This window comes from Streptomyces sp. A5-4 (genome assembly GCF_051131715.1).
Taxonomy (GTDB): domain Bacteria; phylum Actinomycetota; class Actinomycetes; order Streptomycetales; family Streptomycetaceae; genus Streptomyces.
In genome coordinates this window covers 7488519-7502059 of record NZ_CP178591.1, presented here as the reverse complement: position 1 = coordinate 7502059, position 13541 = coordinate 7488519, and the positions used below count along the sequence as shown (strand labels likewise).

The following is a 13541-nucleotide window of genomic DNA, read 5'->3' as shown; positions in this document are numbered from 1 at the left end:
CTGCACGGGGGCCGACGGCGAGGCACGATGGCCGTGACCGTCTGACGTCGAGTGTCCGTGCCCGTCGGGGAGTATCCAGTGAAGTTCCGACCACCCGACAGCGCTCTGCCGGTTTCCCGGCATACCGCCGAGTCCGTTCGCGCGCTGCACGGCATACGGGACGCCGTGCTCTCCGGCGAACCCTCGCGCATCGCGCCGCGTCCCGTCATCGACGCCTCGTGGCAGCGGATGATGCGTATCGGGATCGATCCCGAGCGCTCCACCAGCAGCCTCCTGCTGCCGGCCGAGGAGATGGAGCGGCGTCGCAGGACCACCGCTCTCGGTGAGCTGCTGCCCTCGCTCAGCAAGGGGCTGGCCGCGATCACCGACGCGTCGCAGCAGATCATGATCGTCACGGACGCGGAGGGCCGGGTGCTGTGGCGCGACGGCAACCGCGGGGTCATGCGCCGGGCCAACGGCATCTGTCTGGAGGAGGGCGCCGCGTGGAGCGAGGACTCCACGGGCACCAACGCGATCGGTACCGCCCTGGAGTCGGGTGTGCCCGTCCAGGTGCACTCGGCCGAGCACTTCGTCCGTACGCTGCACAACTGGACGTGCGCGGCGGCGCCGGTGCACGACCCCAGGGACGGGCGGCTGCTGGGCATCATCGATGTGAGCGGGCCCGACTCCACGTTCCACCCGGCGATGCTCGCGCTGGTCGACTCGGTGGCGCGGCTGGCCGTCGGTGAACTGCGCGACCGGCATCTGATGACGGTCGAGCGGCTGCGGTCGGTGGCTGCGCCCGTCCTGTGCAGGCTGGGCGGCCGGGCGCTGGCGGTGGACTCGCACGGCTGGCTCGCCGCGGTGACCGGGATGCCGCCGGTGGACAGGCTGCCGCTGCCCAGGACGTTCCGCGCGGGCCGCAGGTGGCTGCCGTCGCTGGGGATGTGCACGGTGGAGCCGCTGCCGGGCGGCTGGCTGATCCGCGTGGACGAGTCCCCGTCGGCCCCGGACGAGGCGGCGGCGAACCGGGTCGTACTGGATCTGAGTGAGCGACGGCAGTCGACGGTGACCGTGTCCGGCGCGGCGGGGCAGTGGACCCAGGCGCTCTCCCCGCGCCATGCCGAGCTGCTGTACCTGCTGAGTGCGCACCGCAAGGGGTGCAGCGCGGCGGAGCTGGCGACCGAGCTCTTCGGGGATCCGACGCGCACGGTGACCGTGCGGGCGGAGATGTCGCGGCTGCGGAGGCACCTCGCGGAGGTCCTCGCGCACCGTCCGTACCGCTTCGTGGACGAGATGGAGGTGTCGGTCGTTCCCCCGGCGCACCCGGCGGACCTGCTGGCGCACTCCACGGCCCCGGCGGTTGTGCGTGCGCGGCTCCGGCAGCGGGATGCCGCGGCCCGGGACGCGTCCGGCGGCTGACGGCCGGGGTCCGCTTTGGCCGGAGCGGCGGGGCGTGGTTCTCTGGCTGCCATGAGCAGCAGCACGGTGACCACATGGTCCCTGGAACAGACCTCGCCCGCCGATCTGCGGCCGGCCGTGGAGCCCGCCGGAGACGTCCGGATCGTGCGGGCCGAGGTCCCCTCCCCCGAGTTCAGCCGCTTCCTCTACACCGCGGTGGGCGGTGACATCCAGTGGACCGACCGGCTCGCCCTGACCTACCCGCAGTGGCGGGAGGCCGTGGAACGGCCCGGGACCGAGACCTGGGTGGCGTACGAGAAGGGCACCCCGGCGGGCTACGTCGAGCTGGTGGCGCAGGACGAGGGAGCCGTCGAGGTCATGTACTTCGGTCTGATCCCCGCCTTCAGGGGGCGGCGGATCGGTGGGCATCTGCTGTCGTACGGCGCCGCCCGTGCCTGGGACCTCGCGGACCGGTGGCCGGGCCGGCCGGAGACGAAGCGGGTGTGGCTGCACACGTGCAGCAAGGACGGGCCGCACGCCATGGACAACTACCTGCGTCGTGGTTTCCGGCTGTTCGACACGAAGACGGCCGACGAACCCGATGTGATGGTCGCGAGCCCGTGGCCCGGGGCGCGGGCCTGACCGGCCCACCCGCCTCCCGCCTCCCACCTCCCACCTCCCACCTCCCCCCGACGCCGGGCGTCGGCCTCCGTATCGGCCCTTCAATGGGCCTTCCGTAGCCCGTTCCGCGAGTGACCGACAACACACCATCTCGCTCTTCGAGACAGAGTTGTCCACATATTGGGCAGTGGTGGACTGGCCCGAGATGCGCGTGACACGCTTCCGTCATGTCTTCAGCTGGAGTTGCCTTGGTGAGTCGGCGGCACGTCGACCTCGGCCGCATGTCCAGCGCCATCTGTCCGGCGGGCTGACAGCACCAGCACTGCCGCGTTCTCCGCCGTCGCGGACGAGCCGATTCCCCTTGTCGCACATGTGACCTCCGGCTGCCTGCCGGACCACCTCGTCATGTCGCGCCTGACCGCGTTCGCGCAGGTCGCAGAGGTACGGTCGACATCGTTCCGCACCCCTTCGAGCCGCCAGAGAAGGACGAACCACCATGGCCGCCACTCCCGAACAGCACGCCGCCCCCGCGCCCCGCCGCAAGGCCGGACGCCACCGTGGCGAAGGTCAGTGGGCCGTGGGTCACTTCACTCCGCTCAACGGCAACGAGCAGTTCAAGAAGGACGACGACGGTCTCAATGTGCGGACACGCATTGAGACGGTCTACTCGAAGCGCGGATTCGACTCGATCGACCCCAATGACCTGCGCGGACGTATGCGCTGGTGGGGCCTCTACACCCAGCGCAAGCCCGGCATCGACGGCGGCAAGACGGCGATCCTGGAGCCGGAGGAGCTGGACGACGAGTACTTCATGCTCCGGGTCCGCATCGACGGCGGCCGGCTGACCACCGAGCAGCTGCGTGTCATCGGTGAGGTCTCCCAGGAGTTCGCGCGCGGGACCGCCGACCTCACCGACCGCCAGAACGTCCAGTACCACTGGATCCGCATCGAGGACGTGCCGGAGATCTGGCGCCGCCTGGAGGGCGTGGGGCTCTCCACCACCGAAGCCTGCGGCGACACCCCCCGGGTGATCCTCGGCTCCCCGGTGGCCGGCGTCGCCGAGAACGAGATCATCGACGGCTCGCCCGCCATCGACGAGATCCAGCGCCGCTTCATCGGCAACCCCGACTTCTCCAACCTGCCGCGGAAGTTCAAGTCCGCCATCTCGGGCTCCCCGCAGCTCGACGTGGCGCACGAGATCAACGACATCGCCTTCGTCGGCGTCGAGCACCCCGAGCACGGCCCCGGCTTCGACCTGTGGGTCGGCGGCGGCCTGTCCACCAACCCCAAGCTCGGCGTCCGGCTCGGCGCCTGGGTGCCGCTCGACGAGGTACCCGACGTCTACGGCGGTGTCATCGGCATCTTCCGCGACTACGGCTACCGGCGTCTGCGCAACCGGGCCCGTCTGAAGTTCCTCGTCGCCGACTGGGGCCACGAGAAGTTCCGCCGGATCCTGGAGGACGAGTACCTCAAGTACAAGCTGGTCGACGGCCCCGCGCCCGAGCAGCCGACCGGGACCTGGCGCGACCACCTCGGAGTGCACAAGCAGAAGGACGGCCGCTTCTACGTCGGCTTCGCACCACGCGTCGGACGCGTGGACGGCACCACGCTGGCGAAGATCGCCGACCTGGCCGGAGCGCACGGCTCGGGCCGGCTGCGGACCACCGCCGAGCAGAAGATGATCGTGCTCGACGTCGAAGAGGCGCAGGTCGATTCGCTGGTCTCCGGGCTTGAGGCCCTGGACCTCCGGGTCACCCCCTCGCCCTTCAGGCGCGGCACGATGGCCTGCACCGGCATCGAATTCTGCAAGCTCGCGATCGTCGAGACCAAGGCGCGCGGCGCCTCGCTCATCGACGAACTGGAGCGTCGCATCCCGGAGTTCGACGAGCCCATCACCATCAACCTCAACGGCTGCCCGAACGCCTGCGCCCGCATCCAGGTCGCCGACATCGGCCTCAAGGGCCAGCTGATGCTGGACGCCGACGGCAACCAGGTCGAGGGGTTCCAGGTCCACCTGGGCGGCGCGCTCGGCCTCGAAGCCGGGTTCGGCCGCAAGGTCCGTGGCCTGAAGGTCACTTCGACCGAACTGCCCGACTACGTCGAGCGGGTGCTGCTGCGTTTCAAGGACCAGCGCGCGGACGACGAGCGCTTCGCGACCTGGGCGCTGCGGGCCGACGAGAAGGACCTGTCATGAGCGAGCGAGCGGCGCCCTTCCACTGCCCGTACTGCGGCGACGAGGACCTGCGCCCCAACGAGGCGGGTCACGGCGCCTGGGAATGCGCGGCGTGCAATCGCGCCTTTCAGTTGAAGTTCCTCGGGCTGCTCAGCCGGGGAGTTCGGCGCAATGACGGTGGAGGGGACGAGATATGACGCTTGTTCAGGAAGACCGCAAATCGCAGGATGAGCTCAAGTCGCTGGCCGAACAGGCCGGGCGGGACCTCGAAGACGCCTCCGCCCTGGACATCCTCAGGTGGGCCGCCGAGACCTTCGGTGACCGCTTCTGCGTGACGTCCTCCATGGAGGACGCGGTCGTCGCGCACCTCGCCTCGCGTGCGAGGCCCGGTGTGGATGTCGTGTTCCTCGACACGGGTTACCACTTCCCGGAGACCATCGGCACACGGGACGCCGTCGAGGCCGTGATGGACGTCAATGTCATCACGCTGCTGCCGTGGCAGTCCGTCGAGGAGCAGGACGCCGAGTACGGGCCGAAGCTCCACGACCGCGACCCCGACCTGTGCTGCGCCCTGCGCAAGGTCGCACCTCTTGAGGACGGGCTGAAGGGCTACCACGCCTGGGCGACGGGCCTGCGCCGCGACGAGTCCCCGACCAGGGCGAACACCCCGGTCGTCAGCTGGGACGAGAAGCGGCAGAAGGTCAAGATCGCCCCGATCGCCCGCTGGACGCAGGACGACGTGGACGCGTACGTGACCGAACACGGCGTCCTCACCAACCCGTTACTCATGGACGGTTACGCGTCGGTGGGCTGCGCCCCCTGCACCCGCCGGGTCGAGGCGGGCGAGGACGCACGGGCCGGCCGCTGGGCCGGCAGCAACAAGACCGAATGCGGGCTGCACGGCTGATGACCAATGATCAGGAGAACCACGTGACTGGGGCCACCATCTGGCTCACGGGTCTGCCGAGCGCCGGCAAGACCACCATCGCGCACGCGCTGGCGGACCGGCTGCGCGGCGAGGGCCACCGGGTCGAGGTGCTCGACGGCGACGAGATCCGCGAGTTCCTCTCGGCGGGCCTCGGCTTCGGCCGCGAGGACCGGCACACCAACGTCCAGCGCATCGGCTTCGTCGCCGAACTGCTGGCGTCCAACGGCGTGAAGGCCCTGGTGCCTGTCATCGCGCCGTACGCCGACAGCCGCGAGGCCGTTCGTAAGCGCCACCAGGCCGAGGGCAGCGCGTACCTGGAGGTGCATGTCGCCACACCGGTGGACGTGTGCTCCGTACGCGATGTGAAGGGCCTGTACGCCAAGCAGGCGGCCGGCGAGATTTCGGGACTCACCGGGGTCGACGATCCCTACGAGGAACCCCGGTCGCCCGACCTGCGGATCGAGTCGCACCAGCAGACCGTGCAGGAGTCCGCGGACGCGCTGCACATACTGCTCACCGAAAGGGGTCTGGCATGACGACGACCGCCGGCACTGCCACCGAGGGCCTGGAAAGCCCCTACGCGCTCAGCCACCTGGACTCCCTGGAGTCCGAGGCCGTGCACATCTTCCGCGAGGTGGCGGGTGAGTTCGAGCGACCGGTGATCCTCTTTTCCGGCGGCAAGGACTCGATCGTCATGCTGCATCTGGCGCTCAAGGCGTTCGCGCCCGCGCAGGTGCCCTTCTCCCTGCTGCACGTCGACACCGGGCACAACTTCCCGGAGGTGCTGGAGTACCGCGACCGCGCGGTGGCCGAGCACGGGCTGCGGCTGCATGTCGCCTCCGTGCAGGAGTACATCGACGCCGGGAAGCTCCGCGAGCGCCCCGACGGCGTCCGCAATCCGCTCCAGACCGTGCCGCTGACCGAGAAGATCCAGGCCGAGCGGTTCGACGCGGTGTTCGGCGGCGGGCGCCGCGACGAGGAGAAGGCGCGCGCCAAGGAGCGGGTGTTCTCGCTGCGCGACGAGTTCTCCGCGTGGGACCCGCGCCGGCAGCGCCCCGAGCTGTGGCAGCTCTACAACGGCCGCCACGCGCCCGGCGAGCATGTGCGGGTCTTCCCGCTCTCCAACTGGACCGAGCTGGACGTGTGGCAGTACATCGCCCGCGAGAAGATCGAACTGCCGGGCATCTACTACGCCCACGAGCGCGAGGTCTTCCAGCGTTCCGGCATGTGGCTGACGGCGGGCGAGTGGGGCGGCCCCAAGGAGCACGAGCAGGTGGAGACGCGCCTGATCCGCTACCGCACCGTCGGCGACATGTCCTGCACCGGCGCCGTCGACTCCGACGCCACCACGCTCGAAGCCGTGATCACCGAGATCGCCGCCTCCCGGCTCACCGAGCGGGGTGCGACCCGTGCCGACGACAAGATGTCCGAGGCCGCGATGGAAGACCGCAAGCGCGAGGGGTACTTCTAAATGACCACCATCAACGAGCAGTTGAGCACCACCACCCTGCTGCGCTTCGCCACCGCCGGCTCCGTCGACGACGGCAAGTCCACCCTGGTGGGCAGGCTGTTGCACGACTCGAAGTCGATCCTCACCGACCAGCTGGAGGCCGTCGAGGCGGCGTCCCTCAAGCGGGGTCAGGAGGCGCCCGACCTGGCGCTGCTCACCGACGGGCTGCGCGCCGAGCGTGAGCAGGGCATCACCATCGATGTCGCCTACCGCTACTTCGCGACGACCCGCAGGCGTTTCATCCTGGCCGACACCCCCGGGCATGTGCAGTACACCCGCAACATGGTCACCGGCGCCTCCACCGCCGAGCTGGCCGTCGTCCTGGTCGACGCCCGCAACGGTGTGGTCGAGCAGACCCGGCGCCACGCGGCGGTCGCGGCGCTGCTGCGCGTCCCGCACGTCGTGCTCGCCGTCAACAAGATGGACCTCGTCGAGTACGCCGAGCCCGTATTCGCCGCCATCGCCGAGGAGTTCACGGCGTACGCCGCCTCCCTCGGCGTCCCCGAGATCACCGCCATCCCGATCTCGGCGCTGGTCGGCGACAACGTGGTGGAGCCCTCCGCGCACATGGACTGGTACGGCGGCCCCACCGTCCTGGAGCACCTGGAGTCGGTGCCGGTCAGCCACGACCTGGCCGACTGCCCCGGCCGCTTCCCGGTGCAGTACGTCATCCGCCCGCAGACCGCCGAACTGCCGGACTACCGCGGTTACGCGGGCCAGATCGCCTCCGGCGCACTGCGCGTCGGCGAGGCCGTGACCGTGCTGCCCTCCGGCCGTACGAGCACGGTCACCGGGATCGATGTGCTCGGCGACCCGACGGACATCGCCTGGGCGCCGCAGTCGGTGACGGTCACCCTCGCCGACGACCTGGACATCTCGCGCGGCGACATGATCGCGCCGAGCGCGGCGGCTCCGCGCACCACCCAGGACGTCGAGGCGACGGTCTGCCATGTGGCCGACCAGCCTCTGGTGGTGGGCCAGCGGGTGCTGCTGAAGCACACCACACGCACGGTCAAGGCGATCGTCAAGGACATCCCGTCCCGGCTCACGCTGGACGACCTGTCCCAGCACCCGGACCCCGGGCAGCTGGTCGCCAACGACATCGGCCGGGTGCTGGTCCGCACCGCCGAGCCGCTGGCGCTCGACGCGTACGCCGACTCACGGCGCACCGGTTCCTTCCTGCTGATCGACCCGGCCGACGGTACAACGCTGGCGGCCGGCATGGCGGGCGACTCGTTCGCCGCCCCCGACGCTGTGGCCGAGATCGACGACGACGGCTGGGACTTCTGATGAGCATCGACATCTACGCGACGTTCGCCAGAGAAGGCGGTCGCATCGGCAGCGGCACGCTCGGCGCGGGCACGGGCGGGGTCGCGCGATGTGCGCGATGACGTACGCGCACCGCATGCGCGCCCGCACCCCCCACAAGCCGTACAGACGAAGACCTGCCGACTTCCCGGTCGCGTCACACGTGACGTAGCACCGGGCCAACGAGAGGAACACCTCCCGTGCGTGCCAACCGACCCTCCCTGCGCCGCAGTATCGCTGCCGCCGCCGCTCTTCCGCTGCTGATCGGCGTGCTCGGCGCGTGCGGTTACGGCTCCGAGGCCGAGAAGGACAGGACGGCGCCGGTCGCCAAGGGCGAGAAGGTCGGCGGTGTGGACGAGGTGCGGATCGGCTACTTCGCCAACGTCACCCACGCCACCGCCCTGGTGGGCCTCCAAGAGGGCCTGATCCAGAAAGAGCTCGGCGGCACGAAGGTCAAGCCGCAGGTCTTCAACGCGGGTCCCTCGGAGATCGAGGCCATGAACGCGGGCGCCATCGACATCGGCTGGATCGGCCCCTCCCCCTCGATCAACGGCTACACCAAGTCGAAGGGCGAGAACCTGCGGATCATCTCGGGTTCGGCCTCCGGCGGTGTCTCGCTCGTCGTCAACCCGAAGAAGATCAAGTCCCTGGGCGAACTCAAGGGCAAGCGCATCGCCACCCCGCAGCTCGGCAACACCCAGGACGTGGCCCTGCTCAACTACCTGTCGACCAAGGGCCTGAAGGTCGACGCGGACACCGGCAAGGGCGACGTCACGGTACTGCGCCAGGAGAACAAGGTCATCCCGGCGTCCTTCCAGTCCGGTGCGCTGGACGGCGCGTGGGTCCCGGAGCCGACGGCGTCCAAGCTCGTCGCGGACGGCGGCAAGGTGCTCCTCGACGAGAAGAAGCTGTGGAGGGACGACAAGTTCGTCATTACGAACGTGATCGTCTCGCAGAAGTTCCTCAAGGAGCACCCCGACGTCGTCGAGGCCTTCCTGCGCGGCTCGGTGAAGACCAACGACTGGATCAAGGCCAACCCGGACAAGGCCAAGGCCTCGGTCAACGCGAAGCTCAAGGCCGACTCCGGCAAGGAACTGCCTGCGAAGGTCCTCGACCCCGCATTCGACAACGTCGACATCCTCAATGACCCGCTCGCTTCGACGCTGCGGGACGAGGCCGATCACGCGGTGAAGGCCGGTCTCCTCAAGGGCCCGCTGCTGGACGGCATTTACGACCTGACGCTGCTCAACAAGGTCCTCAAGGCCGAGAAGCAGCCCGCCGTCGAAGACGCCGGGCTCGGCGCCAAGTAAGCAATCCGTCGTATCCGGCAACGCCCTCAGGAGGTGACGCTCATGGCCACCACACTCGTCAAGCAGGCCACCGCGCCCGTAGACACGCTGTCGTACGCGGCCAGGATCGACCAGGTGTCGAAGTCGTTCGGCCGGCCCGGCGCGCAGCAGCTGGTGCTCGACGACATCAGCATCGATGTCGCGCCCGGTGAGTTCGTGACCCTCCTGGGGGCTTCCGGTTGCGGGAAGTCCACCCTCCTCAACCTGGTTGCCGGGCTGGACAAGCCTTCGTCGGGCGCGATCGACGTGCCCGGCGGGCGCCCCGCCCTGATGTTCCAGGAGCACGCGCTCTTCCCGTGGCTGACAGCGGGCAAGAACGTCGAACTGGCCCTCAAGATGCGGGGCATGGCCAAGGCGGAGCGGGCGCCGGAGGCGGAGCGGCTGCTCCGGCTGGTGCGGCTCACCGGCGCGTACGGCAAGCGGGTGCACGAGCTGTCCGGCGGCATGCGCCAGCGTGTCGCGCTGGCCCGCGCACTCGCCCAGGACAGCCAACTGCTCCTGATGGACGAGCCGTTCGCCGCGCTCGACGCCATCACCCGCGATGTGCTCCACGAGGAGCTCACTCGCATCTGGTCGGAGACCAACGTCTCTGTCCTCTTCGTCACCCACAACGTCCGCGAGGCCGTCCGCCTCGCCGAGCGCGTGGTGCTGCTGTCGTCCCGGCCGGGACGCATCGCGCGCGAATGGCGGGTCGACATCCCGCAGCCGCGCCGGATCGAGGACTCCGCGGTCGCCGACCTGTCCGTCGAGATCACCGAACAACTGCGGGGGGAGATCCGCCGACATGGCCAGCACTGACACAAGCTCCAAGAGCGACCTCGCCGGCCTGGAGGCCGGCCTGGACGCCTTGGAGACCCACACCAGCGAGCGGGTGGGCCTGGGCAGGATTCTGCTCTCCAAGGTGGTGCCGCCGTTTGTCGCCGTCGCCCTGGTGCTCACCTTCTGGCAGGTCGCCGCGGTCTCCGACCTCAAGCCCGACTACGTCCTGCCGGGGCCGCTCGACGTATGGAACTCGATCGAGCAGATGTGGCTCGATGGGACCCTGCTCGGCTACATCTGGACGAGCATCTCGCGCGGCGCCCTCGGCTTCGCCGTCTCGGTCGCCATCGGCACGCCGCTCGGTCTGCTCGTCGCGCGGGTCAAGGTCGTCCGGGCGGCGATCGGGCCGATCCTGTCGGGCCTCCAGTCGCTGCCCTCGGTGGCCTGGGTGCCTGCCGCGATCATCTGGTTCGGGCTGACCGACGCGACGATCTACGCCGTGGTGCTGCTGGGCGCCGTGCCCTCCATCGCCAACGGTCTGGTGGCCGGCGTCGACCAGATCCCGCCGCTGTACCTGCGGGCCGGACGCACCATCGGCGCGACCGGCGTCAACGGCATCCGCCATGTGCTGCTGCCCGCCGCGCTGCCCGGCTACTTGGCGGGCCTCAAGCAGGGCTGGGCGTTCTCCTGGCGCTCGCTCATGGCCGCCGAGCTCATCGCCAACTCTCCCGACCTGGGCACCGGTCTGGGCCAGCTGATGGAGAACTTCCGTACCTACAGCGACATGTCGGGGGTGCTGGCCACGATCATCCTGATCCTGATCGTCGGTATCGGCATCGACCTGCTGCTCTTCTCCCCCTTGGAGCGCCGCGTGCTGCGCAGCCGCGGTCTCCTGGTCAGGAGCTGATCCACCATGCACGGCCAGGTCCTTCTCCTCGTCGCCCACGGCAGCCGCGACCCGCGGCACGCGGCCACCGTGCACGCGCTCAGCGAGCGTGTGCGGTGGCTGCGGCCGGGCCTGCGGGTGGAGACCGCCTTCCTGGACTTCAACGCTCCCGCCGTCCCGCGGGTCCTGGAGCGGCTGGCGGCGCAGGGCGTGCGGGACGTGGTCGCCGTACCCCTTCTGCTGACCCGTGCCTTCCACGCCAAGTCCGACATCCCCGCCGTGCTGCGCGAGGCGTCGGCGCGCCTCCCCCAGCTGCGCGTCCACCAGGCCGAGGTCCTCGGCCCGTCGCCACTGCTGCTCAGCGCCCTGGAGCGGCGGCTGTACGAGGCCGGGCTCACCCCCGGGGACAAGCGCTCGACCGGTCTTGTCCTGGCCTCGGCGGGCTCCACAGACCCGGAGGCGATCGCAGTGATCGCTGAAATCGCGCGGGAGCTGCGGCACACCGGTTGGTGCGCCGTGCGGCCTGCTTTCGCCTCCGCATCCCTCCCCCGAACCGAGGACGCGGTACGGGAACTCCGGGCGGCCGGGGTGCGCCGGGTGGCGGTCGCCCCGTACGTCATCGCGCCGGGCCGGTTGCCCGACCGCATCGCGAACGGCGCGGAGGACGCCGACGTGTGCGCCGACGTGCTCGGTGACGCACCCGAGCTGGCGCGGCTGATCCTCACGCGCTTCCACGCCCACCAGGAGCAGCTCGCGCCCTCCATGTCGGCCTGACGGTGCCGTTTCGCCCGCCCGACCGCGCCGGGCCGACCGGATTTTGACGCGCCGTCAATTACGTTACGGCTGCGCGAGGGAGACCCGGCGGGGCCCGTCCCGCCTCAGTCGAAGCGCGGGCTGCCGGTGCGGGTGCGCTTGAGCTCGAAGAAGTCCGTGTGGTTGGCCAGGACCCGGAAGCTGTCGAAGAGGCGCGCCGCCTCCTCCCCGCGCGGGATCGCGTTCAGGACCGGACCGGACCGGACCGAACCAGACCGTGCCGTCGACGTGGATCGTCGGCGTACCCACATAGGAGCCCGCCTCCGGGTCCTTGCCCGCGTCGTGGCTGCGGCCCAATTCCTCGTCGTACACCGTGGAGTGCGCGGCTTCGGCGAGGTCGGCCGGCAGGCCGAGCTCGGCCAGGGCCTGCGCCGTCACCTCGTCGAAGTCCTCGTTCTTCTGCTGGTGGATGCGGGTGCCGAGCGCCGTGTAGAGGTCGCGCAGCACGCCGTCGCCCCGCTGCCCGGCCGCGGCGACCGCGACCCGGACCGGGCCGATCGATCTATCCACCAAGTCGCGGTACCAATCCGGGAGTTCATTGCCCTTGTTGTGCAGGTACAGGCTCATGACGTGGAAGCGCAGATCGATGTCGCGGTGCTGCTCCACCTCCAGCATCCAGCGTGACGCGATCCAGGCGAAGGGGCAGGCCGGGTCGAAGTAGAAGTCGACGGTCGTGGTCCGTGGGGCTGAAGCCTGTGCGGCTGCGGTCTGGGCGGCGGTGGTCATACGACGAGGTTAGCCAGGAGGTGTCCTGGACTCCCGGGCCATTCAGGTGTTGCCTCAGTGGGCCACTTCGGTCGTTTCCGCCGCCGCGTCGAGCACCTGCACCAATTCGCCGACGGTCATGGAGCCGGCCGCCCGGCGCTCGCGGGCGAAGGTGTTGGCGAGACGCTGCAGGGTGTCGTTGACCGGCGTGGGGACGCCGTGGAGCCGGCCGAGCAGGGCGATCTCACCGTTGAGGTAGTCCGCCTCGATCGTGCCCGTGCCGCGGTCGAGGCTCTGCCAGGAAGAGCCGCCGACGCGCTCCGAGCCGTCGAAGGGATCGAACTTGATCCGGCCGTCACGCGCCTCGGACTGCTCCTCCTTGCCCGCGGCCCCGATGCCCGCGGCGGCGAGCACGGCCTGCCCCTCGGCGAGCGCGCGTGCGAACAGGGACCGCCCCTCGTCACTGGTGAGCAGGCCGGAGACGGCCTCGATCGCGTTGGCCAGATTGCTCAGCAGCTTGGCGTACTTCCAGCGCATCACGTCCGGCACGACCGGGGCGAGGAAGCGGGACTTCTCCAAGTCGGCGGCGATGTGCCGGGTGGTCTCGTCGGTGCCCGTGGGATACCTGCCGAGGTGCAGCATGCCGGACAGCGGGGTCCCCGCGGCGGAGACCGCACCCGGCTCGATATGCATGGCGGGCAGCCAGACGCACATGGCGTGGACGCGGCGGAAGCGGCGCAGTGCGAGGCGTTCGCTCTCGACGCCGTTCTGCGCGCAGACCAGGGGCAGCAGTTCGCCCGCGGTACCACCGCCGGTGACGGGGCAGGCGCTCCAGGCATCGAGCGCGGCCGTGCTGTCCTGGGTCTTCACGGCCAGGACGAGTACGTCGTCGCGCCGCAGCGGCGTGAGCTCGTCCGGGCCCTGAACGACGGGCAGTTGATGGACCTGGGTGCCTTCGGGGGTGGTCAGCCGCAGACCTGCGGCGCGCAGGGCCTCGTAGTGAGCCCCGCGTGCGACGAGCACCACGTCGTGGCCGCTCTCGGCCAGCCGTCCGCCGATGGTGCCGCCGACCGCTCCTGCTCCAATGATGATGTAGCGCATGTGTGCGA

General features: G+C 70.1%; 14 protein-coding genes and 1 pseudogene. 13 read left to right on the top strand and 2 right to left on the bottom strand.

Translation table 11 applies throughout. The features are described 5' to 3' along the window. Window positions 1-78 precede the first annotated feature (78 nt). The 13 genes from ACLLJJ_RS35245 to ACLLJJ_RS35185 all read left to right on the top strand — a co-directional run bounded on the left by ACLLJJ_RS35245 (window position 79) and on the right by ACLLJJ_RS35185 (window position 11688). Entirely contained in the window at window positions 79-1401 is a 1323-nt protein-coding gene (locus tag ACLLJJ_RS35245; protein ID WP_434598714.1) for a GAF domain-containing protein, read from the top strand. Window positions 1402-1452: 51 nt separating this feature from the next. Then, window positions 1453-2022, top strand: coding sequence for a GNAT family N-acetyltransferase (locus tag ACLLJJ_RS35240; protein WP_434598712.1), 570 nt, complete (start codon window positions 1453-1455; stop codon window positions 2020-2022). A 206-nt stretch (window positions 2023-2228) separates the two neighbouring features. Beyond that, window positions 2229-2312, top strand: coding sequence for a putative leader peptide (locus ACLLJJ_RS35235; protein WP_349362105.1), 84 nt, complete (start codon window positions 2229-2231; stop codon window positions 2310-2312). Between the two features lie 185 nt (window positions 2313-2497). Further along, a complete protein-coding gene (locus tag ACLLJJ_RS35230) occupies window positions 2498-4195 on the top strand; it encodes a nitrite/sulfite reductase (RefSeq protein ID WP_434598709.1) in 1698 nt (565 codons plus the stop codon). After that, window positions 4192-4371 (top strand): hypothetical protein, encoded by a 180-nt coding sequence (locus ACLLJJ_RS35225; protein ID WP_434598707.1) that lies wholly within the window; start codon window positions 4192-4194, stop codon window positions 4369-4371. Before ACLLJJ_RS35230 ends, ACLLJJ_RS35225 begins: the two co-directional genes overlap by 4 nt. Beyond that, window positions 4368-5081, top strand: a complete 714-nt coding sequence (locus ACLLJJ_RS35220) for a phosphoadenylyl-sulfate reductase (protein ID WP_434598705.1) — start codon at window positions 4368-4370, stop codon at window positions 5079-5081. Before ACLLJJ_RS35225 ends, ACLLJJ_RS35220 begins: the two co-directional genes overlap by 4 nt. Beyond that, the gene (cysC, locus tag ACLLJJ_RS35215; protein ID WP_434598703.1) at window positions 5081-5638 is read left to right on the top strand and encodes an adenylyl-sulfate kinase; all 558 of its coding nucleotides are present in this window, start codon (window positions 5081-5083) and stop codon (window positions 5636-5638) included. Before ACLLJJ_RS35220 ends, cysC begins: the two co-directional genes overlap by 1 nt. Next, entirely contained in the window at window positions 5635-6573 is a 939-nt protein-coding gene (cysD, locus tag ACLLJJ_RS35210; RefSeq protein ID WP_434598700.1) for a sulfate adenylyltransferase subunit CysD, read from the top strand. The genes cysC and cysD overlap by 4 nt, the downstream gene beginning before the upstream one ends. Then, on the top strand, window positions 6574-7902 hold the full coding sequence (locus ACLLJJ_RS35205; protein ID WP_434598698.1) for a sulfate adenylyltransferase subunit 1: 1329 nt from the start codon (window positions 6574-6576) through the stop codon (window positions 7900-7902). A gap of 218 nt (window positions 7903-8120) precedes the next feature. After that, window positions 8121-9230, top strand: coding sequence for an aliphatic sulfonate ABC transporter substrate-binding protein (locus tag ACLLJJ_RS35200; RefSeq protein ID WP_434598696.1), 1110 nt, complete (start codon window positions 8121-8123; stop codon window positions 9228-9230). Window positions 9231-9272: 42 nt separating this feature from the next. After that, complete coding sequence (locus ACLLJJ_RS35195; RefSeq protein ID WP_434598694.1) at window positions 9273-10067, top strand: ABC transporter ATP-binding protein; 795 nt, start codon at window positions 9273-9275, stop codon at window positions 10065-10067. Further along, the gene (locus ACLLJJ_RS35190; protein ID WP_434598691.1) at window positions 10054-10935 is read left to right on the top strand and encodes an ABC transporter permease; all 882 of its coding nucleotides are present in this window, start codon (window positions 10054-10056) and stop codon (window positions 10933-10935) included. The genes ACLLJJ_RS35195 and ACLLJJ_RS35190 overlap by 14 nt, the downstream gene beginning before the upstream one ends. Window positions 10936-10941: 6 nt before the next feature. After that, entirely contained in the window at window positions 10942-11688 is a 747-nt protein-coding gene (locus ACLLJJ_RS35185) for a sirohydrochlorin chelatase (protein WP_434598689.1), read from the top strand. 104 nt (window positions 11689-11792) lie between these two features. On the opposite strand, the pseudogene ACLLJJ_RS35180 reads toward ACLLJJ_RS35185, so the two are convergent. Beyond that, window positions 11793-12453: pseudogene (locus ACLLJJ_RS35180) on the bottom strand (mycothiol-dependent nitroreductase Rv2466c family protein). 54 nt (window positions 12454-12507) lie between these two features. Continuing rightward, window positions 12508-13533: a ketopantoate reductase family protein gene (locus tag ACLLJJ_RS35175; RefSeq protein WP_434598687.1), complete on the bottom strand. Its 1026-nt coding sequence runs from the start codon at window positions 13531-13533 to the stop codon at window positions 12508-12510. Window positions 13534-13541: the final 8 nt, after the last annotated feature.